The sequence below is a fragment of the Ruthenibacterium intestinale genome (assembly GCF_040096265.1).
In the GTDB taxonomy this organism is placed as follows: domain Bacteria; phylum Bacillota; class Clostridia; order Oscillospirales; family Ruminococcaceae; genus Ruthenibacterium; species Ruthenibacterium komagatae.
Map to the genome: position 1 here is coordinate 16,821 of NZ_JBBMFA010000116.1, position 19,345 is coordinate 36,165.

The 19,345-nt window shown below is 59.8% G+C and carries 20 protein-coding genes; 8 read left to right on the forward strand and 12 right to left on the reverse strand.

Annotated elements, in window-relative coordinates; genetic code table 11:
• Positions 1–4 precede the first annotated feature (4 nt).
• The gene (locus tag WMO24_RS15385; protein WP_349217266.1) at positions 5–373 is read right to left on the reverse strand and encodes a GIY-YIG nuclease family protein; all 369 of its coding nucleotides are present in this window, start codon (positions 371–373) and stop codon (positions 5–7) included.
• Positions 374–387: 14 nt separating this feature from the next.
• Complete coding sequence (locus WMO24_RS15390; RefSeq protein WP_349217267.1) at positions 388–1,239, reverse strand: MYG1 family protein; 852 nt, start codon at positions 1,237–1,239, stop codon at positions 388–390.
• A gap of 138 nt (positions 1,240–1,377) precedes the next feature.
• Here WMO24_RS15390 and WMO24_RS15395 point away from each other — a divergent pair, with 138 nt between their 5' ends.
• From WMO24_RS15395 to spoIIP, 3 genes are all read left to right on the forward strand, one after another.
• The gene (locus WMO24_RS15395) at positions 1,378–3,597 is read left to right on the forward strand and encodes an N-acetylmuramoyl-L-alanine amidase (RefSeq protein ID WP_349217268.1); all 2,220 of its coding nucleotides are present in this window, start codon (positions 1,378–1,380) and stop codon (positions 3,595–3,597) included.
• A gap of 71 nt (positions 3,598–3,668) precedes the next feature.
• A complete protein-coding gene (locus tag WMO24_RS15400; RefSeq protein WP_349217270.1) occupies positions 3,669–4,043 on the forward strand; it encodes a RidA family protein in 375 nt (124 codons plus the stop codon).
• Positions 4,044–4,152: 109 nt separating this feature from the next.
• Positions 4,153–5,313 (forward strand): stage II sporulation protein P, encoded by a 1,161-nt coding sequence (spoIIP, locus tag WMO24_RS15405; protein ID WP_349217271.1) that lies wholly within the window; start codon positions 4,153–4,155, stop codon positions 5,311–5,313.
• Between the two features lie 36 nt (positions 5,314–5,349).
• Here spoIIP and WMO24_RS15410 read toward each other — a convergent pair whose 3' ends face one another.
• Together WMO24_RS15410 and WMO24_RS15415 are read right to left on the reverse strand one after the other, a co-directional pair.
• Entirely contained in the window at positions 5,350–6,741 is a 1,392-nt protein-coding gene (locus tag WMO24_RS15410) for a sodium-dependent transporter (protein ID WP_349217272.1), read from the reverse strand.
• 115 nt (positions 6,742–6,856) lie between these two features.
• Positions 6,857–7,426: a manganese efflux pump MntP gene (locus WMO24_RS15415; protein WP_349217273.1), complete on the reverse strand. Its 570-nt coding sequence runs from the start codon at positions 7,424–7,426 to the stop codon at positions 6,857–6,859.
• 365 nt (positions 7,427–7,791) lie between these two features.
• Between WMO24_RS15415 and WMO24_RS15420 the strand changes: the two genes are divergently transcribed.
• On the forward strand, positions 7,792–9,375 hold the full coding sequence (locus tag WMO24_RS15420) for a DEAD/DEAH box helicase (protein WP_349217274.1): 1,584 nt from the start codon (positions 7,792–7,794) through the stop codon (positions 9,373–9,375).
• A 49-nt stretch (positions 9,376–9,424) separates the two neighbouring features.
• Entirely contained in the window at positions 9,425–10,252 is an 828-nt protein-coding gene (locus WMO24_RS15425; RefSeq protein ID WP_349217275.1) for a putative RNA methyltransferase, read from the forward strand.
• Between the two features lie 235 nt (positions 10,253–10,487).
• Here WMO24_RS15425 and WMO24_RS15430 read toward each other — a convergent pair whose 3' ends face one another.
• From WMO24_RS15430 to WMO24_RS15465, 8 genes are all read right to left on the reverse strand, one after another.
• Positions 10,488–10,919 (reverse strand): hypothetical protein, encoded by a 432-nt coding sequence (locus tag WMO24_RS15430; RefSeq protein ID WP_349217276.1) that lies wholly within the window; start codon positions 10,917–10,919, stop codon positions 10,488–10,490.
• A 43-nt stretch (positions 10,920–10,962) separates the two neighbouring features.
• Positions 10,963–11,145, reverse strand: coding sequence for a CatA-like O-acetyltransferase (locus WMO24_RS15435; protein WP_349217277.1), 183 nt, complete (start codon positions 11,143–11,145; stop codon positions 10,963–10,965).
• Between the two features lie 242 nt (positions 11,146–11,387).
• Positions 11,388–11,594, reverse strand: coding sequence for a hypothetical protein (locus WMO24_RS15440; protein ID WP_349217278.1), 207 nt, complete (start codon positions 11,592–11,594; stop codon positions 11,388–11,390).
• A 4-nt stretch (positions 11,595–11,598) separates the two neighbouring features.
• Positions 11,599–12,180, reverse strand: coding sequence for a GNAT family N-acetyltransferase (locus tag WMO24_RS15445; RefSeq protein ID WP_349217279.1), 582 nt, complete (start codon positions 12,178–12,180; stop codon positions 11,599–11,601).
• Entirely contained in the window at positions 12,177–13,823 is a 1,647-nt protein-coding gene (gene gltX / locus WMO24_RS15450) for a glutamate--tRNA ligase (RefSeq protein ID WP_349217280.1), read from the reverse strand. Before gltX ends, WMO24_RS15445 begins: the two co-directional genes overlap by 4 nt.
• A gap of 68 nt (positions 13,824–13,891) precedes the next feature.
• Positions 13,892–14,359, reverse strand: a complete 468-nt coding sequence (locus tag WMO24_RS15455) for a hypothetical protein (protein ID WP_349217281.1) — start codon at positions 14,357–14,359, stop codon at positions 13,892–13,894.
• A gap of 76 nt (positions 14,360–14,435) precedes the next feature.
• Positions 14,436–15,479, reverse strand: coding sequence for a flagellin lysine-N-methylase (fliB, locus tag WMO24_RS15460; RefSeq protein WP_349217282.1), 1,044 nt, complete (start codon positions 15,477–15,479; stop codon positions 14,436–14,438).
• Between the two features lie 74 nt (positions 15,480–15,553).
• On the reverse strand, positions 15,554–16,231 hold the full coding sequence (locus WMO24_RS15465; RefSeq protein ID WP_349217283.1) for a 4Fe-4S binding protein: 678 nt from the start codon (positions 16,229–16,231) through the stop codon (positions 15,554–15,556).
• Positions 16,232–16,326: 95 nt separating this feature from the next.
• On the opposite strand from WMO24_RS15465, the gene WMO24_RS15470 reads away from it, so the two are divergent.
• From WMO24_RS15470 to WMO24_RS15480, 3 genes are all read left to right on the forward strand, one after another.
• Positions 16,327–17,016 carry a Crp/Fnr family transcriptional regulator gene (locus WMO24_RS15470; RefSeq protein WP_349217284.1) on the forward strand — a complete coding sequence of 230 codons (690 nt, stop codon included), beginning with the start codon at positions 16,327–16,329 and terminating at the stop codon, positions 17,014–17,016.
• A gap of 383 nt (positions 17,017–17,399) precedes the next feature.
• Positions 17,400–18,464 (forward strand): LacI family DNA-binding transcriptional regulator, encoded by a 1,065-nt coding sequence (locus WMO24_RS15475; protein WP_349217285.1) that lies wholly within the window; start codon positions 17,400–17,402, stop codon positions 18,462–18,464.
• 5 nt (positions 18,465–18,469) lie between these two features.
• Positions 18,470–19,231 carry a glucosamine-6-phosphate deaminase gene (locus WMO24_RS15480; RefSeq protein WP_349217286.1) on the forward strand — a complete coding sequence of 254 codons (762 nt, stop codon included), beginning with the start codon at positions 18,470–18,472 and terminating at the stop codon, positions 19,229–19,231.
• Positions 19,232–19,345 lie beyond the last annotated feature (114 nt).

Below are 19,345 nucleotides of genomic sequence, written 5' to 3' on the forward strand. Positions count from 1 at the left end.
TTTTTCAGAGAAAAAAGACCTGCTCGGCACCGTCTTTTCCCTGGATGCGCACGGTTTTGCCGTCGCATTCCAAAAGGCGCGCCCCGCTTTCCAGCAGCGAAAGGGCGTCCTGCCGTCCGGCGGCGGTCAGCGCCTGCACCGCCTGCCGAAAGGGCGCGCACAGCGCCAGCTTCCGGTTCCGTGGCAGTGCTTTCAATTCCGCCTCCCGGCGCAGTGCCTGGCTTTTGTCATCCAGCTGTTCGGTGTAAACCAGCATCAGAGGGCCGCGCCCCCGGGTGTATTTGGCTCCTTTGCCCGCCCGGTGCGCCTGAAGACGGCGGGCGAGGTTCGGGGTCCAGCCGGTGTACAGCGTGCCGTCTGCACACTGCAGCATGTAGACGAAGTGGCTCACCGCTCGCCAAACGCCATGGCGGTCTCGCAGGCGGTGATGGCGTCCTCCTCGGTTCCGGTGGTGATGAGAAAGCGCCCCGCATGGCAGAAGCGCAGGGTCTCAATGCCCGAGATCGCGGGCAGTTCGTCTTCCCGCGCGCCGGCCCAGGCACGGGGGAAGGCCACCTTCAGCGCCTGGGTGCCGAACCCTGCCGGGACCGCCTGGGCGCACCAGCCGCCCCGCTGGGACGGAAATACCACGAATTTGGCCTTGCTGGGGATCAGATACTGCTTCCAGGGGGCAAAGCGGCGCATGCGCACCACGCCGTGACGGCACTTGGCCAGGGCGGCGCGCACTTCTTCTTCCGCCCGGCGGATGGCACGGATGCTCTCCAGCTTGTGGTCCAGCAGTTCTTTGGCCACTTCCACAGCCCGGTCAAAGCACTGGTCGGGGCTGGCTTCGCTGTCCCAAAGCGGATTGTACGCCATGATGCAGTTGGCCAGCTGGTTGCCGCATCCGGTGTTGTCATCCAGGTCCAGCGGCTGCACAAAGCCCTCGTCAAAGCGGCGGGCATCGTCCGGGTGCAGCAGTGTGGGCCCCAGTTCCCGCCACAGAAGCCCGAAGGCCGCGTAGGGAACGCCGTTTTCCCGCACAGGGCTGCCTTTGGCGTGATGATCGAAGGGGCCGTCACCAATGTCGAACACAAGTCCGTCGAAGCCGTCCGGCACCTGATAACCGCGCAGAATTTCTATATCCGGACGACACAGCTTCAGCAGCGCGGCGCTGAAAACGTCGTCCGCATGGAATTTTCCACCATGTGTAAAAGCTTTTTCGGGAAGATGCAAGGCATACTCGCTCCTTTTATTCATAAAATACAATATCTAGCATAACACAGCCGGGGCTGTTTGATAAGGCTTTTTTTGCCAGCGGCAAAATTTACGCTTTCGCCACATCTGCACCGCCGGAGCGTGCTATACTGAGCACAAGACGGGGAGGGAGATGAGCGAATGCACAAACGACCGAAGAACAGGCGCCGGGGCGCCATCCTGGCGGTGGTGGGGCTGACCGTTTTGGCGGCACTGGCCGCGGTGGTGCTGTATCTGGCGTTTTATCCGCCGCAAGCGGACCGGACTGCGGCCAGCGCACAGGAACCCAACGGGGCACTGCGGGCGGCTTCGGTGCGTTTCGGCCCGGAGGGAGATGCTCTGCGCAGCGATATGAGCGCGGACGAAATTCTGGCCGAGGCACGCAGCGTGGCCCAGCAGGCCCGGGCACGGGGAATGAACGGGCTGGTGCTGGTGGTGCAGACCCGGGAGGGCGCGGTCTACCGGGATTGGGCCGTGCCGGCTCTGGAGCAGATGACCGCCGGTGACACGTTGTTTCACCCCACGGACGGGCTGGCGCTGTGGTGTCAGGCGGCCGGTGAGGAGGGGCTGAGCGTGTACGCCGCCGTGGACCAGTCGGTCTACGATCCTTCGGACAAATGGCAGTCCCTGGCGCTGGAGCGGCTGGCCCGCAAGTATCCGGTGGCCGGGGTGCGGGTGTACCGCCCCGCGGCCGAGGGAAGCTTTTTTGATACATATGAGCCGCTGGCAGAAGGCGGCGAGATCGTGGGCGTGACCCGCGCGGCCTGGAGCCAGCCGCAGGCGCTGTTCCTGCACGCTGTGGAGGCGGCCCGTTCCGGCGCGTCCTTTGCGGGTGCGGCGTTTGCCTGGTCGGATCTGGGCGGTGACGCCCAGACGCTGGGCCTGATGCTGTCTGCGCTGGACACCGCCGATGTGCCCGCGCTGCTGAATTATACGCCCAGCACGCAGCTGGCTGTGAGTTATCCGGCGGACGGCGCCACCATCTACACGGACAACTGCTTTGTGATGGGAACCTCGGACCCCGGCCAGGATCTGACACTGAACGGGGCAGCGGTGGAGCGCACGGGCACCCGGGGCACCTTCGGCGTGCTGGTGGCAGTCCAGCCCGGCGACAATGTGTATACGCTGACCCAGGGAGAACAGACCGTGACGCTGCACATCCGGCGGCCGGTTCCGCAGCCCTCGGAGATGGAGACGGAACCCACCGAGCCGGAGCCCACGCCACACGACAGCACCCAGGAAGTGGAACCGGGCACCGCCGTGCGCATCAACGGCTGGCTGGTCAGTTTGCTGTACGATCCTTCCGGTGACGGAAACATCAGCGAGACCGTGCGGGACGGGGCCGTGGGTGTGGTGCAGAACTGCGTGGAGACCACCCGCAACGGAAAGATCACCTGGGCCTATCAGCTGACCAGCGGCGACTATGTGCTGGCATACAACACCACCGTGCTGGGGCAGGACGTGGAGCGCGCTTCGTTCTCCGGAGCCACCGCGCAGCAGACGGAGGAGGGGGAGACCCTGACCTTCCAGGGCGCGGGAACGCCGGTGATTTATTCCAATCTTGTGGAAAATACGCTGGAGATGCATCTGTACGACACCGACGTGGCCCCGGACTTTTCGGTGGCGGGCTCGCAGCTGGTGAAGGGCGTGGAAGTCACCGCCCTGGACGGCGGTGCGGGCACCCGGATCGTGCTGTCCTTTGACCGGCCGCTGTGGGGCCATACCGTGGAGTTTGCCGACGGGACCACCCAGGTGCTGGTGAAACCGTCGCCGGTGCAGGCGCAGGACCCGGCCCGGCCGCTGGCGGGCATCTCCGTGCTGCTGGACCCGGGCCACGGGCAGGATGACGGCGGCGCCATGGGCGCGGCGGGCGTGGAGGCTCCGCTGGAAAAGGACGTAAATCTGGCGGTTGCCCAGGCGGCCCGCTACCGTCTGGAACAGCTGGGTGCCACGGTGCACATGATCCGCACCGACGACACCTTCCTCTCTCTGCAGCAGCGCAACCAGAAGATCACGGAATTGCAGCCGGACTTTTTCATTGCGGTGCATCACAATTCCGTGGACCTTTCGGTGGACGCCAACCAGTCCGCCGGAACGGAGTGCTATTATTTCTACGACTCGGGCAAGCAGCTGGCGCAAACGCTGGTGCAGAACGTGGCGGCCGCCACGGGCCGGCCGGAGCGGGGGGCGTTCTGGGGCTATTATTATGTGGCGCGCAACGCCACCTGCCCGGCGGTGCTGCTGGAAGTGGGGTTCATGGTGAACCCGGCGGAATACGAGCAGGTCTCGGACGAGATGACCGTGTGGGCCACGGGTGACGCCATTGCCCGCAGCATTCTGGCCTGTGTGCCGGCCCAATAAGTTTGCTTTTTTTTCGCGGCCGCGGTACAATGCAAACAGAGCGGCCGCGGCCGCGGGAAAGGATGAGTAATATGTTTGAAGTGACAAATACCCCGAATGCTCCGGCGGCCATCGGCCCGTATTCGCAGGCGGTGCGCGCGGGCAATCTGCTGTTCACCTCGGGCCAGATCCCTCTGGACCCGGCCACCGGTGCGGTGGTGGAAGGCGGCATCGCCCAGCAGGCCCGGCAGAGCTGTGAAAATGTGGGCGCCATTCTGCGCGCCAGCGGCGCGGATTTTTCCAATGTGGTGAAGACCACCTGCTTTTTGGCGGATATGGATGATTTTGCAGCGTTCAATGAGGTGTACGCGGCGTATTTCGTGTCCAAACCCGCCCGCTCCTGTGTGGCAGTGAAAACCCTGCCCAAGGGCGTGCTGTGTGAAGTGGAAGCCATCGCCGTGCTGTGACGATCGCATTCAAAAGCCCTCTTTGTGCTTGGCACAAAGAGGGCTTTTTGTCTGCCTGCGGGCATGAACGGCCTGTCCTTCGCATATACTTCTGCGAGGTGATGGCAAAATGTACAAGCGGGGGCAATGGGCAAGGCGCTGGATGCCGGCGGCGGTCTGCGCCGTCACGCTGGCGGTGGCGGGCGGCATGCTGGTGACTGCGCCGGGCGGGCAGAGCGCGGGGCAGACCACCGCCTATCTCAGCGGTTTGCTGTGTGCGCCGGACGCAACACTGGGCGCCGCCAGACAGATGGTGGATGACCGCATCGCCCGGGAGAAGGAACCTCAGCAGCAGACAGCGCCGGTTCAAACGCAACCGGAGCCGGACCCCCAGCCGGAGGAAGAGCCGCCGGCTGAGCCCGCGCCGACAGAGGACCAGGAGCCGGCCATCGCGCCCGCGCCGGTGGACGATTCGCCCATGCCGGAGGGGATGGTGCCGGTGGAGGAGACCTTCTACGGGCAGGGCTCCGGAAACGGATATGTGCAGAGCGGCGCGGGCAGCATCCGCAACTGCACCGAGCTTTCCGCCCAGGAGATTCAGGCGGAAATGATGCAGCCGCTGCCCTTTTCCGTGGAGCTGAACAGCACCGAGCCGCAGGTGCTCATCATGCATACCCATGCCACGGAAAGTTATGAGACGGTGGACCGCAGCTGGTGCGACCCGGCCTACTCGGCCCGCAATACCGACACGTCCCAGAACATGGTGGCGGTGGGCGCGGAGATGGCCCGCACGCTGAATGCCGCGGGCATCTGCACCATTCAGGACGCAACGCTTCACGACTACCCCAGCTACAACGGCAGTTATGAAAAGAGCAACGCCACAGTGCGAAGCTATCTGGAACAGTATCCCTCCATCAAAGTGGTGCTGGACGTGCACCGGGACGCCATCCAGCGGGAGGACGGCACCCGCGTGAAACCGGTGGTGGAAATTGACGGCCAGAAGGCCGCCCAGGTCATGATCATCTGCGGCGCGGACCTGAACGGAAACCTGCCCAACTTTAAACAGAATCTGCGCTTTGCGTCCCGCTGGCAGGATGAGATGGAAACCCTGTTCCCGGGGCTGGCCCGGCCGGTTCTCTTCGATTACCGCTATTACAACCAGGACCTGACCACCGGCAGCCTGCTGATCGAAATGGGCGGCCACGGCAACACCCTGCAGGAAGCGATTTATTCGGCACGGCTGGTGGGAAAGGCGCTGGCCGCGCTGTTTACGGCCGAGGCGGCACAATAAAAAAAGAGAGGCTTTTCAGCCTCTCTTTTTGCTGCATTACATCGCCATCCAGGCCTGGATCTTGGGCACATATCCCATGATGAAGATGATCAGGATCATCAGGGGAAGCACATACTTCAAATACAGCCGTGCCCATTTGGGAAATTTCACGCCGGTGCCGGTGTCGGCCTCACGGATGAAGTTGTCCCAACCCCAGCCGCGCTTGCACACGCAGAACAACAGGTAGATCACACTGCCCAGGGGCAGGATGTTGTTGGAGACGATGAAGTCTTCCAGCGTCTGGATATCGCCGATGCCCGGCACGGTGAAACCGGCCCAGGCGTTGTAGCCCAGTGCGCAGGGAAGGCTGAGCACCGTGACGGCCAGTCCGTTGACCACCACGGCTTTTTTGCGGTCCCAGCCCCAGTTGTCCATGCAGAAGCTGATCAGGTTCTCGAACACCGCGATCACGGTGGACAGAGCCGCAAAACTCATGAACAAAAAGAACAGCGAACCCCAGAACGCGCCGCCCCACATCTGATTGAACACACTGGGAAGCGTGACGAACACAAGGCCCGGGCCCTCGCCGGGGTTTACGCCGAAGGCAAAGCAGGCGGGGAAGATGATCAGGCCGGCCATCAGGGCCACCATGGTGTCCAGAATGCCGATGTTCAGCGCCTCGCCCATCAGAGAGCGGTCCTTGCCGATGTAAGAGCCGAAGATCGCCATGGCGGAGATGCCCAGGCTCAGGGTGAAGAAGGACTGGCCCATGGCCGCGTACACGGCCTCGCCAAAGGTGGACCAGCCGTTTTCAAACATTTTGCTGAAGTCCGGAATCAGATAGAATTTCAGGCCTTCCACGGCGCCGTCCAGCGTTACGCTGCGCACGCACAGCACGATCATGATCAAAAACAGGCAGCTCATCATCACTTTGGTGATGCGCTCTACGCCTTTCTGCAGACCCATGCTGCAGACCAGGAAGCCCAGCATAATGGTCACCAGCATCCAGCCCACCAGCTCGCTGGGATTGGCCAGCATGCTGTTGAACACGCCGCCCACGGCTTCGGTGTCCATGCCGGTAAAGGTGCCGGTGGCGCTTTTTACCACGTAGGAGATCATCCAGCCGCCCACAGTGGTGTAGAACATCATCAGCAGATAGCAGCCGCCGAAGCCCATCCACTTATACCAGTGCCACTTGGTGCCCTTGGGCTCCAGCAGATCAAAGCTTTTGGCACAGCTTTTCTGGCTGGCACGGCCCACGGCGAACTCCATCACCATGACGGGCAGGCCCAGAATGACCAGAAATACCAGATACAGCAATACGAACGCCGCACCGCCGTACTGCCCGGTGATGTAGGGAAAGCGCCACACGTTGCCCAACCCGATGGCGCAGCCTGCCGAGATCAGGATAAACCCGAGCCGAGAGGCAAACTTTTCACGATTTTCCACACTTGATACCTCCAATGCAACTGCGGCCGGTTGGACGCGGCCGTCACTTTATTATGTTACTAAACAAAAGGCCCCGTGTCAAACAAACACGGGGTCTTTTTGGGCATTTTTTGCCTCACTCGCACAAATGCTCCACCAGAATCTTCAAACCGATGCCGATCAGGATCAACCCGCCCAGAATCTCGGCGCGTTTGCCCAGCAGACTGCCGAAGCGGCGGCCCAAAAAGTGGCCCACCAGGCAGCACACAAAGGTCACGCCGCCGATGAAGCCCGCCGCCGCGGCAATGTTTACGTTCAGGGCCGCCAGGCTCACGCCCACGGCCAGCGCGTCGATGCTGGTGGCCACGGCCTGGGCCATCATCATCCGGAAGGTGTAGTCCCGCTGCACGGGGCACTCGGGCGGCTGACGCATTTCCTGCACGGCCTCCCGCACCATGTTTCCGCCGATGAAGCCCAGCAGAAGAAAGGCCACCCAGTGGTCCACGCTGGAGATGACACCCGCAAACGCGCGCCCGGCAAAAAATCCGATGGTGGGCATCAGACCCTGGAACAGGCCGAAACTCAGCGAGGCGGCCGCACACTGGCTCCGGCGCAGCCCGGAAAAGCACATGGTGTTGGAAATGGACACGGCGAACGCATCCATGGACAGTCCCAGCGCCAGTACAAATAACGTCATCAGATCCATAAGACAAACTCCTCCAATTGAATGTGTATGAGAGAAAAGACTCCCGCATGTGGTCCGGGCACAAAAAAAGACCCACGGGCAGTGCAAAAACTGCCCATGGGTCTTGTTTCCAACGCAAAGCCAGGCTTTCGCCAGTATGTTGACTTTACCCGCGCCCGGATGAGCGCGTAAACTACTCCCCCACAGAAGTATAGAGAAATGATACCATGTCCGGGCGCAAATTGCAATGGTCTGCCCCCAAAAGAGAATTTGTGAAATTTTTCGGGTTCACCGTCTTGGGGTTTGCAGGGTTCTGTGCTATACTAGAAGATGGTATGATGCGTTCTTTAGAACGGAATGCCAATTCAACAAGATAGGATTTTGTCATGCGATTCAGTGAACTGAACCTGATCTCTCCCATTCTCGCAGCGGCGGACGCGGCCGGATATACAGAGCCGTCGCCCATTCAGCAGCAGGCCATCCCGCCGGTTTTGGCCGGGCGGGATCTTTTGGGATGCGCCCAGACGGGCACCGGCAAAACAGCGGCGTTTGCCATGCCCATTTTGCAGCTGGTGTACAGCCGCTGCCGCAGAGACAGCGCCCGCCCGGTGCGCGCGCTGGTGCTGACGCCCACCCGGGAGCTGGCGCTGCAGATCGACGAAAGTTTTGCTGCCTACGGCGCGCGGCTGCCGGTGCGGCACACCGTCATTTTCGGCGGTGTGGGGCAGGCGCCCCAGGTGGAAAAGCTGCGGGCGGGCGTGGATGTGCTCACCGCAACCCCCGGCCGCCTGAACGATTTGATTGCGCAGGGACATGTGGATTTGTCCAGCGTGGAGATTTTCGTGCTGGACGAGGCGGACCGCATGCTGGACATGGGGTTTGTGCAGGATGTGCGCAAGGTGCTGCGGCATCTGCCCAAAAAGAGGCAGACGCTTCTGTTCTCGGCCACCATGCCCCGGGAGATCGAGCAGCTGGCGGCCAGCATCCTGCACGAGCCGGTGCGGGTCATGGTCACGCCGCCGGCCACCACGGTGGAGGCCATTCGCCAGAGCGTCTGCTTTGTGGACAAGGGCAATAAAAAGCATCTTCTGGCCAGCCTTCTGCAGGACAAAGCCGTCACCAGCGCGCTGGTGTTCACCCGCACAAAGCACGGGGCGGACCGTGTGGTGCGGGACCTGGCCAAAGCGGGCATTCAGGCGGCGGCCATTCACGGCAATAAAAGCCAGACCGCGCGTCAAACTGCGCTGACCCGGTTCAAAACCGGGCAGATCCGGGTGCTGGTAGCCACGGACATCGCGGCCAGGGGCATCGATGTGTCGGGGCTTTCCCACGTGTTCAACTACGATCTGCCCAACGTGCCGGAGACCTATGTGCACCGCATCGGCCGCACGGGCCGCGCGGGTGCGGACGGTGTGGCGATCAGTTTCTGCTGCGCCGACGAAGTGGAGTACCTGAGGGACATTGAAAAGCTGACCAGGCAGAACATTCCCGTTTGCGGCCATGCCTGGCCCATGCAGGAGGGCCCCGTGCCCGTCCAAGCGGAAAACCGGCCGCAAAAAAGGAAAGAGGAGAAAAAAGTCATGGAACAGGAGACCCAGAAACAGACCGTGCCCGCCGAGGGCGAAGGCGCTCCCAAAAAGCGCCGCCGCCGGGGCGGAAGACGGCACAATAAAAACCGGCAGGGCGCGGCAGCGGCACAGCCCGCCGTGCAAAACGCAGAGGCAAAGGCCGAAAAGACCGAGAAAAAGGAAAAGGCCCCGGCCCAGCAGCCCCGGGCACCCAAAGCGGCGGCAGAGCGCGCGGCAGCGCGGCAGCGCCCCGCCAAAGAGGCGCCCCGCCGCCAGCCCCGCAAGGAGGCCGAAGAGGTGGACGACAGCATTCAGCTGATCAGCCGCCGGGCACCCGCCCAGAAGTTTGCCAGCTTTGAAGAGTACATGAAAGCGCACGGCATGGGCGGCGACGAAGAATAACGGGAAAAGCGGGAGCCATGCTCCCGCTTTTTTGAAAGGAACGAATGGTATGGAACAGCCTTTTTGCTGCCCGGTGTGCGGCGCGGCTCTGACGCGGCAGGGCGGCGCGCTGCAGTGCCCCGCCCGCCACAGTTTTGATCTGGCCGCCCGGGGCTATGCGCATCTGCTGCCCTCCGGACGCATGCATACCAAGGCGCCCGGCGACAACCGGGAGATGGTGGCGGCCCGGCGCGCTTTTCTGGACGGCGGATTTTACGAACCGTTTCTGCAGAAGTTGTCGCAGCTGGTTCTGGAACAGACGGCCGGCGTGCCGCAGCCGCGGGTGCTGGACGCCGGATGCGGCGAGGGATATTACACCGCAGGCGTGGCCCGCGCTTTGCGCCAGGCGGGGCGGGACGCCTGTGTGGCCGGGTATGACATTTCCAAGTTCGCCGTTCGCGCGGCGGCCGGCCGGGACAAGCAGGTGTTTTGGGCCGTGGCGGGAAGCTTTGCCATTCCGGTGGCGGACGGCACGGTGCACTGCCTGATGAACGTGTTCAGCCCCATGGTGGAGACCGAGTTCGCCCGGGTACTGGCGCCGGGCGGGGTGCTGCTGTACGCGGTGCCGGGTCCGCGCCATCTGTACGGGCTGAAGGAAGTGCTGTACGATTCGCCCTACGAAAACCCGGTCAGCGATGTGGCCTACAAAGGCTTTTCATTGGAGCGTAGAGTGCCGGTGCGCGGCTGCATCACCGTGCGCGGCGAGCAGATCGGCCAGCTGTTTCAGATGACGCCCTATTATTGGAAAACGCCCCGGGACGGAGCGCAGCGCCTTGCCGCGCGCACAGAGCTGACCACGGAGATCGGATTCGATTTTCTGGTCTACCGCCGGTTGTGACGAATACAAAAAAGCCCGGGAGGAATATCGCTTTTTTACAGGAACGGCATGGCTTCGGTCGTGCCGTTCCTTGTTTTGTCCAGTTTCTGTTCTGAACAGAGTGAATCGAACGTTTTCTGATCTGGCATAAAAAGGACCGCTGATTACTCACGCGGCGGTGCAGATCAACGGTCAAAATTTCAGTATTTAGTTGTAAGATTTTTGATGAGAAGTGAGTAAATATCTGTTTGCTTCTTTACTCATATAACGCTGGCAGCTCATCTTCCGATGCAGTGGTTGCTTCATAATCGTAACTTTCCCAGGTTGCTCCAATATCAGCTGAGGTAAAGAAATCTTGTTCCATATCCGTTGTGATGATTCTTCCGGATTTTACAGCAACTTCCGAATAGATTACTTCGTAGGAGGTGCCATCAGAAAGATGAAATCGGAAACTCGTCACCGAGCCACCAGCGGTAGGTTCAGTTGCTTTATCTTTCAGCGAAATACTTTCAAAAGTCTGATAAATACCTTCAATATCTTCTGATTCGGTAATCACTTTTTTTTCCGCCTCCGCAGGAACGGTGAAGCGGAACATTTCCACATTTTCGACACTGGACAATTCAAAAGGAAAGTCGATGCTTACTTTTTCATTGCAAGCAGCCAATGCCAAACAGAGCAGAACTGCCATGACTAACACAGACATTTTTTTCATGTAAATCACACTTTCCCGTTCACCATTTGACGGATAGATATTGATTGATGATTTTTGATACGACCCACACCATCAAAGGATAAAAATCAAGATGGTGCACCTTGGAGTATGCCTTTAAGTTGGTCACATCCACATCCACGGTCAAACTCATCACGATTCGCATTTTATCAATATAAAACTGAAACAGGCTACCCTTCGCCATTCATTTAGGTCAACAGACGTATAATTCATAATTGTGCTCCAAATTTCGATTTGTAGCGTACCTATTAAATCATATCATAAACGGATAAACAATTCTACATCCAATCGGGAAGATCGCCTGAACAGCTTTCCTCTGCCCGGCTGCGAATGGAGTTCATGGACTGTGCCCAATTAAAAATGCACCACACCCGGCTCAAACGCCGAATATGGTGCATATTGTCAGACACTTGTCCGCTTTTTGTATCAGGAAACAGAATGGGCGTTTCGTTTGCAGAAGGAATCAACACCGGCGGCGAGGCATAAAAGCGTCAGCACACCGGCCCGGGAGATCGTCTCCCGGGCCCGCAGATTCATCCACAGGCACAGCAGCTGTATCAGCGCCCCCATCAAAAGAAACCATCGGTACGCCGGACGCTTCCAGTGGACAAAAGGTTCGGCAGACGGAGCCATGGTCTCACAGCCCCAGCTGGCCGCGCACCTGGGAAAAAGGCACCACATCCGCTGTGTGTCCGGTGTGCGGGCCAAGATGCTTTTCCATCCAGACCATGTCGTACCAGCGGTCGAACTTTCGCCCGCAGGCGTGAAAATGCCCGGCCATGCGATAGCCCATTTTTTCGTGAAAGCGAACGCTGTCCATGGTCAGAAACGCGTCCTCTTCGGGCGGAAAAGCAATGCAGGCGTTCAGGTTCAGAACATGCTGGGCGGCCAAAGCCTGCTCCAGCACGGTGTACAGCGCCCGGCCCACACCCAGGCGGCGCTCATCCCGGCGCACATAGACGGTGGTCTCCACGGACCAGCCGTAGGCCGCACGGGGATGAAAGGCGCCTGCGTAGGCATAGCCCAGCACGCGCCGGCCGTCCCAAGCGGCCAGATAGGGATAGCGGGCCAGGATGTGCTCCATCCGGCCGGTGAACTCCTCCCGTGAGGGGACGTCGTATTCAAAGGTCACCGCTGTTTGAAGCACATAAGGTGCGTAGATTTCCAAAAGTGCCTCGGCGTCTTCCGGACTGGCGGTGCGAATGAGGCATTCGCTCATTTGGCCCACTCCTGATAGGCGTTCCAGCGGGCCAGCACCCGCTGGCCGCCCAGCAGATGCAAAATGGAATACAGGTCCGGGGAGTTGGTCTGGCTGGTGACCAGATAGCGCAGCATGCCGCAGATCGCGCCGAAGTGGCCCTTGTACTGATCCGGGTTCTTTTTATACTCCTTCACATCGGCCGCATAACCGTGCTTGGGCGCGAAGGCTTTGACCTTCTCCATCCAGGCGGCGCTGTCGTCCGCAGGGTCGTACACATTTGCAAAATAATCCGACAGAATGGCGGTGTCGATGATGCTGTTGTCCTGCCAGGGGGAGTGGAACAGTTCGTCGTACAGATACCAGATCTGTGCCTTGATGTCGCCGTAGACCGCGATGTCCTTGCGGGGCTTGGGTTTTTCGCGGTCGATGTTCAGGGCGGCCACGGAGTAAGCCTCGTCCCGGCTGTACAGCTCGTAGAACGCGGGGTCGTACTCCTTCAGGAACGGCGCGGACCGGTCGTACAGCTCCTGCGCCTTCATGCGGCTGACAAATCCCTTGGAGATGTTGTACAGCTTGGCCAGATCGTAAATGGCACCGGCCTTGCCGATGTGGTTGAAGCGGAAGGTGAAGTCTTCGATCTTCGCGCCCGGGTTCTTCATGAACCAGTCCTCAAAGTCGCTGTTGCAGATGGTGGCCAGATACAGCAGAATGGACTCGGTGGGCATACCGATTTCGAAGTAATAGCTGATGGCGCACTCGGGGTCCTTGCGCTTGGACAATTTGCGGGTGGAACCGTCCTCGGTTTTCATCAGCGGCGCGATGTGCGCATATTTGGGCGGCTGGAATCCGAAGGTGCGGAACAGCTGCAAATGGATGGGCAGAGAGGCGATCCACTCGTCTCCGCGGATCACGTGGGTGGTGCGCATCAGCGTATCATCCACAAAGTGGGCGAAATGATAGGTGGGGAAGCCGTCACCTTTCATGATCACAATGTCCAGGCAGTTCTCCGGCACCGTCAGCTTGCCTTTGATCTCATCCCGGAAGGTCTCCTTGCGGGTGGGATCGCCAAAGCTTTTCAGGCGCACCACATAGGGCTCGCCGCTCTCGATGCGGCGGGCGGCCTCGGCGGGGTCCAGTTCCCGGTATTTGGCGTATTTGCCCCAATAGCCGATGATGGGCTCCTTCTCGCGCTCCTGCTGGGCGCGGATGGCCTCCAGCTCTTCCGGGGTGCAGAAGCAGGGATAGGCCTTGCCCTGCGCCACCAGGTGTTTTACAAACGTGTCGTAGATCTCTTTGCGCTGGGTCTGAATATAGGGGCCGTAATCGCCCACCGCCTCGGTCTGGCTGACAGGGCCCTCGTCAAACACCACGCCGAATTTCTTCAGGTCGTCGATGATCAGCTGAATGCCGTTGTCCACCGTGCGCTTGGTGTCGGTGTCTTCAATGCGCAGGTAGAACACGCCGCCGGTCTGTTTGGCAAACGTGCGGGAGACAAAGGACGCGTACAGTGCGCCCATGTGGATAAAGCCCGTGGGGCTGGGAGCATAGCGGGTGACGATGGCGCCTTCCGGCAGATCGCGGGGGCCGTATTTGTTCAGATAGTAGTCCACATCGTGCTCCGTGTGGGGGAACATCAATTGGGCAAGCTGGGCGTGGTCCATGATTCGTTTCTCCTTTTTCGTGATACAATCGCTTTTGTCATTATATAATACCCGCGCGGGGTTTGCAATCAATCGGGCAGGTGTTTCAGCGCCTGAGCAATGCGCCAGCTGGCGGGCACATGCCCCAGTGCCAGCACCAGCGCCACCAGCGCCAGGCCGATGCTGCGGCCCCACAAAGCCATGACCTCAAACAGGCACACGGGCAGCACCGCCATGGGAATGGGCAGCGGCCCCAAAGGCGCGTACAGAAGGCGGAAATTGCGTCCGCCCAGAAAGAAACGGACCCACAAAAGCCAGTACACCGCCAGCAATGCCAGCGAGAGCCAGAACAGCGGGCCGAAATGCGGGGTGAAAATGTCGCCGGAAAAGCAGCACACCAGCAGGCACCCGGCCCGGCCTGCGTACTCCATGGCGGTCAGGGGTCCTTCCGAAGCGGGCAGCTGCCCCGGCCGTTTGCGCGGGGGAAAAAATACAAGCAGAAAGCTGGGGGTCAGCGCGCCCAGCGCGAACAGGGCTCCAAGCAGTAAACCGGCCATAAAACATGCCTCCCAATGAAAATAAAGCTGCTGTTATTGTAAAGGAAAAACGGCGGGAATGCAATGCCGGCCGCCCTTACAGGGACACAAGCATTCCCAGCAAAGACGACGCGGAAAGCTTTTGCACGGCAAGGTCCAGCCGGTCCAGATTGGCCGGGCAGTATTCCACGTTTTTGGACCACTCCCTGGCCAGCAGCACAGGGTCGGTCCCGTCCCGGCTCAACGCAAACAGCAGCAGGCAGGCGGCGGTCATCCATTTGCCGCGGCCCAGCACGTTGCCGTCCAGGCAGGATTTCAGAAAATAACGGTATACCAGATACAGGGCGAAGCGTTCCAGCCAGGGTTCGGCGGCCGGGTCCCAGCCGGGCACGGCCGGGCAGCGTTCCAACCGGCGGGTCCAGCCCGGGTCCAAGGCGGAAAGACCGCGGAACAGCTCCACAACCTCCCGGCGGCAATCGTCCGCCGGCGCTACGCTTTGTGCCAGCGACTCCAGCAGCGGCGCAGGGTCCGCGTAGGCGGCCAGCACTGCGTCCACATCTTCCGGACGGTCCCGGTCCACACAGGTTTGGGCGTGGCCGCACAGGGCTGTCACAAGGGCCAGCCGCTGGGGAAAGGACCGCTCCGGGTCCTGAAGCAGCGAAAAGGCACAGGCGCGCACCCGCTCCAGCGGTTCGTACCAAAGGGGTGCCGGCTTCTCCGGTTCCGCCAGCGGCTGCCGCACCAGAGAGAAGGGCAGCGGCTGAGCAAACCAGAGCCGGGCCGCTTCGGGGCAGCACAAGCCCAGGCCGGCCTCCTTGACCGGACCGTACCATTCAAAAAAGCGGGGATGATCCGCACAGATCTGGCACAAAGCGTCTTTTCCCAGATGGATGTACAGCTCACACAGGCCCGCGTCGTTCAGCAGCGCGCAGCGCCCGTCGGGCCGCAACCGGAAACAGGCTCCCTGGGGCGTGCGAACCAGACTGTCCTGCAGCGTTTGGGCAAAGGCGCCCCGGACGCTGTCGTACCGGGCCAGAGAGGCGCTGTCAACGGCGATTTCCCAGCCCACGCAGCAGCTGTCCTCGCAGCGGTCCGCAATGCAGGCAAAGCGGGTACAGCACGCGGGCGTACACAGAATCATGTTCCTCGCTCCTTTCACGCCCTCTATCATAACACAAAACCGCCCCCTCAGCGAGGGGGCGGCTGTTCGTTTTCTCACAGAATGCGGCCGTCTGTGGACAGGGTGACCACCTTCAAAGAAAGCGGCTTTCCGCAGGCGGCCAGCGCACGCCGCACGGCCTGCTCCATACCGCCGCAGCAGGGCACTTCCATGCGCACAACGGTCAGGCTTTGAATTTCGTTTTCCTGCAAAATGGCCGTCAGCTTTTCGGCGTAATCCACCGCGTCCAGCTTGGGGCAGCCCACCAGCGTCACCTTCCCCTGCATGAAATCCCGGTGGAAGTTGCCATAGGCATAGGCGGTGCAGTCCGCGGCCACCAGCAGATCCGCGCCCTGAAAATACGGCGCGCGCACCGGCGCCAGTTTGATCTGTACCGGCCACTGCCGCAGCTGGGAGGGAACGTCCGCTCCGCCCGGCGCGCAGGGGTTTAGTTTCCGGCTCTGACTGCCGGGACATCCGCAGGCTTCGCCCCGCAGCCGCGCCTGATTGGCGCGCACCGCCGCTTCGTTGTAGGCCGCGGCTTCCCGCTCTACAAAGGTGATGGCCCCCGTGGGGCAGGCGGGCAGACAGTCGCCCAGACCGTCACAGTAATCGTCCCGCAGAAGGCGGGCTTTTCCGTTTACCATGCCGATGGCATTTTCGTGGCAGGCTTTGGCACACAGGCCGCAGCCGTTACATTTTTCCTCATCGATGTGAATGATTTTTCGAATCATATGAAAGTTCCTCCGCTCCGTTGACTTTTCTTCGTGATTGTACAACAATCAAAGAAGAAAGTATGTTGTTAAAACAACGAAAGGAGCGAAAACCCATGGAAAATTTTTCTCAGTGGAGCGATTCTCCGCTGTTTGCGGGATTGGATGCAGCTCAGCGTGCGGTGCTGCTGCGGGATTTGAGCGCCGGGCAAAAGGAGTACGAGAAAGGGCAGACGATCCTGCGCACCGGCCAGCGGGTGACCGCGCTGGGGCTTGTGCTGCGGGGCGGGGCCAATGTGGTGCGCCGGGATGCGTGGGGCAACGAGAACATTCTGGACCATGTGCGGCCGGGGCAGGTGTTTGCGGAAGCCTATGCCTGTGTGCCGGATGCGCTGCTGCTGGTGGACGTGACCGCGGCGGAGCCAACCTGCGTGCTGTTTCTGGAGCCGGCCCGTTTGTGGCGTGAAGACATGCCGGCCAGCGGGCCGCATCTGCGGTTTTTGCACAATCTTCTGCAGGCGGCAGCTGCCAAAAATTTGGTGCTGACCCGGAAAATCGGCCACATCACCCCGCACACCATTCGGGAGCGGCTTCTGTCCTACCTTTCTGCCGAAGCCGTGCGTCAGGGGGCGGATGTATTTGACATCCCGTTCAACCGGCAGCAGCTGGCGGATTATCTGTGCGTGGAGCGCAGTGCATTGTCCGGCGAACTGAGCCGGGCGCAGCGGGACGGCTTGCTCCGGTTTCACAAAAACCACTTTGAACTGTGTCGTCCGGCGCAGAAACAGGTGCCAAAGGGATCTTGAAAAAGCGCGATTTTACGGTTTTTTTTCACAAAAAAGAAAGTTTGTGCATTCAGACCATGAAATTGGTCTGATTTTAGAAGCTTTGCACAACCGCTGGAAAGCGCTTCCAGTAACAAATTTCTGCGAATAAAAAAAGTGACAGTAAAAAATTAATGTCCGTAAAATCAGGGATTTTCCACAATTCGAGAGGGAAAGCCGTTCCTTTTTTCGAAAACCCGGAAACAAATTTACCATAAGATGCTTTGAAATTAGAAATTTTTGAAAAAGACAGTAATTTTACAAAGGGAATCTGTTCGCATTTAACAAGAAAAGCTGGTTTTACAAAAGGGTTTTTGTCTGGTATGATATAGAAAACGTTTACTGAACCGAAAGGGACAGAGCTCATGAGCGAAAACAGAAAATGCACCATTGTGGATGTGGCCCGGGCGGCGGGTACGTCCACAGCAACCGTGTCACGGGTTTTAAGCGGCAGCGATTACCCCATCAGTGCGCAGCTGCGGAAAAAAGTGATGCAGGTGGCGCAGGATCTCAATTATAAACCCAATTTGATTGGAAAAATGCTTCAATCGGGCGTGGGCGAAAAAGAGATCGGCGTGGTTCTGCCGTCCATTGTCAATCCGTTTTACGGGAGCCTGATGTCTGCGGTGGAAGAAGAATGCGTTCAGCGTTCTTATGTGCCGATCCTGTGCCTTTCGCAGAACAGCAGCCGGCTGGAGTCGCAGCACATTGAAATGCTGGGGCAAAAGCAGGTGTCCGGAATTTTGCTGTCCTGCATGCACATGGACGAGGCGCTGATGGACAAGCTTCGCCGGCTGGAGATTCCCTGTGTGCTGTTTGACCAGACCTATGAGGAATATCCGGGGCTCAATGTGGGGTTTGACTTTTACCAGGGCGGCCTGCTGGCCACCCGCTATCTGATCCAGTGCGGACACAGGGATATCGCCTTTGCCAGCGGTCCCATGGACCGGCGCAGCCGCAAGCAGCGCTTTGAAGGGTATAAGGCGGCTCTGCGGGAAAACGGGATCCGGTTCAATTCCAAACGGATGCTTCTGTACGAAGGTTCCACGGACGCAGGCGCGGAGAACTCGGAGTTCCGCAACGGATACGAACTTGGAAAGATGCTTTTACAGGGCGAATGCCTGCCGGACGCAGTGTTCGCCATCAATGATATGACGGCCATCGGCATGATCCAGTGCCTGAAGGCCAATGGCGTGTATGTGCCGGCGGATGTTTCGGTGATCGGGTTTGACAACATCTATATCAGCGATTTTGTGGAACCCGCGCTGACCACCATCAGCCAGCCGTCGCATGAGATGGGCCGAAAGGCTGCCCGTATGCTGCTGGATGCCATTGAGCAGCCCGGATGCGCCCAGGAAAACGTAGTGATGGAACCGACGCTCGTCGAGCGGCGATCCGTGAGAAAGGTGTACAGAAGGTTAAGGAGGTAATCGCTTTGATTGAAAAACAGTATGACAAAGTGGATCTGAAAATTTTTGATACGCGCGCCGAAATGGGCCGTGTGGCAGCCGAGGAAGCCGCTGCCTGCCTGCGGGAGCTTCTGGAGAAAGAGCCGGAGATCAACTGCATTTTTGCGGCTGCTCCCTCGCAGTCGGAGTTCCTGGAAGAGCTGTGCAAACAGCCCGGCATCGACTGGAACCGGGTAAACGGCTATCACATGGACGAGTATGTGGGGCTGTCGCTGGGCCACGAGAAATCCTTTAATCATTTCCTCAGCGAATCCATTTTCAACAAGGTCCCGTTCAAGAGCGTGAATCTGATCGACGGGTCCCGCCCGGTGGAAGAGGAAACGGCCCGCTACGGCCAGTTGCTGCGCAATGCTCCCACCCATGTGACGTTCATGGGCATCGGCGAGAACGGACACATCGCGTTCAACGATCCCCCTGTGGCGGACTTTGAGGACAAGGAAGTCATTAAAAAGGTAAAACTGGATCTGGTATGCCGCCAGCAGCAGGTGCACGACAAATGCTTTGACACGCTGGACGAAGTGCCCGAGTATGCACTGACCGTGACGGTGCCCCGCCTGATGGCCAGCCAGTACATTTTCTGCATCGTGCCGTCCGACAAAAAACACGACGCCACGGTGGCGGCTCTGACCGGCCCTGTGAGCACGGCCTGCCCGGCCAGCATCCTGCGCCGCACGGACAATGTGCGTATGTACATCGATAAAGCCTGCGCGGGAGATTTGGCGGAATAACACAATTCCTAAAAGGAGGAGGAGAACATGAAACTGAAGTCCCCGAACGTGTGGTACATTTTGGGCACGGTTCCGGTGCTGGTGCTGGACTTTGTTCTGGGTGCCTGGCTTGCC

Bases quoted from the DNA above. Each gene is read 5' to 3' on its own strand.
- WMO24_RS15400 (WP_349217270.1), top strand. From the start codon at position 3,669: ATGTTTGAAGTGACAAATACCCCGAATGCTCCGGCGGCCATCGGCCCG.
- WMO24_RS15420 (WP_349217274.1), top strand. From the start codon at position 7,792: ATGCGATTCAGTGAACTGAACCTGATCTCTCCCATTCTCGCAGCGGCG.
- WMO24_RS15435 (WP_349217277.1), bottom strand. From the start codon at position 11,145: ATGGCGAAGGGTAGCCTGTTTCAGTTTTATATTGATAAAATGCGAATC.
- WMO24_RS15385 (WP_349217266.1), bottom strand. From the start codon at position 373: ATGCTGCAGTGTGCAGACGGCACGCTGTACACCGGCTGGACCCCGAAC.
- WMO24_RS15475 (WP_349217285.1), top strand. From the start codon at position 17,400: ATGAGCGAAAACAGAAAATGCACCATTGTGGATGTGGCCCGGGCGGCG.
- WMO24_RS15440 (WP_349217278.1), bottom strand. From the start codon at position 11,594: ATGGCTCCGTCTGCCGAACCTTTTGTCCACTGGAAGCGTCCGGCGTAC.
- fliB (WP_349217282.1), bottom strand. From the start codon at position 15,479: ATGATTCTGTGTACGCCCGCGTGCTGTACCCGCTTTGCCTGCATTGCG.
- WMO24_RS15445 (WP_349217279.1), bottom strand. From the start codon at position 12,180: ATGAGCGAATGCCTCATTCGCACCGCCAGTCCGGAAGACGCCGAGGCA.
- WMO24_RS15395 (WP_349217268.1), top strand. From the start codon at position 1,378: ATGCACAAACGACCGAAGAACAGGCGCCGGGGCGCCATCCTGGCGGTG.
- spoIIP (WP_349217271.1), top strand. From the start codon at position 4,153: ATGTACAAGCGGGGGCAATGGGCAAGGCGCTGGATGCCGGCGGCGGTC.
- WMO24_RS15465 (WP_349217283.1), bottom strand. From the start codon at position 16,231: ATGATTCGAAAAATCATTCACATCGATGAGGAAAAATGTAACGGCTGC.
- WMO24_RS15430 (WP_349217276.1), bottom strand. From the start codon at position 10,919: ATGGCAGTTCTGCTCTGTTTGGCATTGGCTGCTTGCAATGAAAAAGTA.
- gltX (WP_349217280.1), bottom strand. From the start codon at position 13,823: ATGGACCACGCCCAGCTTGCCCAATTGATGTTCCCCCACACGGAGCAC.
- WMO24_RS15455 (WP_349217281.1), bottom strand. From the start codon at position 14,359: ATGGCCGGTTTACTGCTTGGAGCCCTGTTCGCGCTGGGCGCGCTGACC.
- WMO24_RS15390 (WP_349217267.1), bottom strand. From the start codon at position 1,239: ATGAATAAAAGGAGCGAGTATGCCTTGCATCTTCCCGAAAAAGCTTTT.
- WMO24_RS15415 (WP_349217273.1), bottom strand. From the start codon at position 7,426: ATGGATCTGATGACGTTATTTGTACTGGCGCTGGGACTGTCCATGGAT.
- WMO24_RS15470 (WP_349217284.1), top strand. From the start codon at position 16,327: ATGGAAAATTTTTCTCAGTGGAGCGATTCTCCGCTGTTTGCGGGATTG.
- WMO24_RS15425 (WP_349217275.1), top strand. From the start codon at position 9,425: ATGGAACAGCCTTTTTGCTGCCCGGTGTGCGGCGCGGCTCTGACGCGG.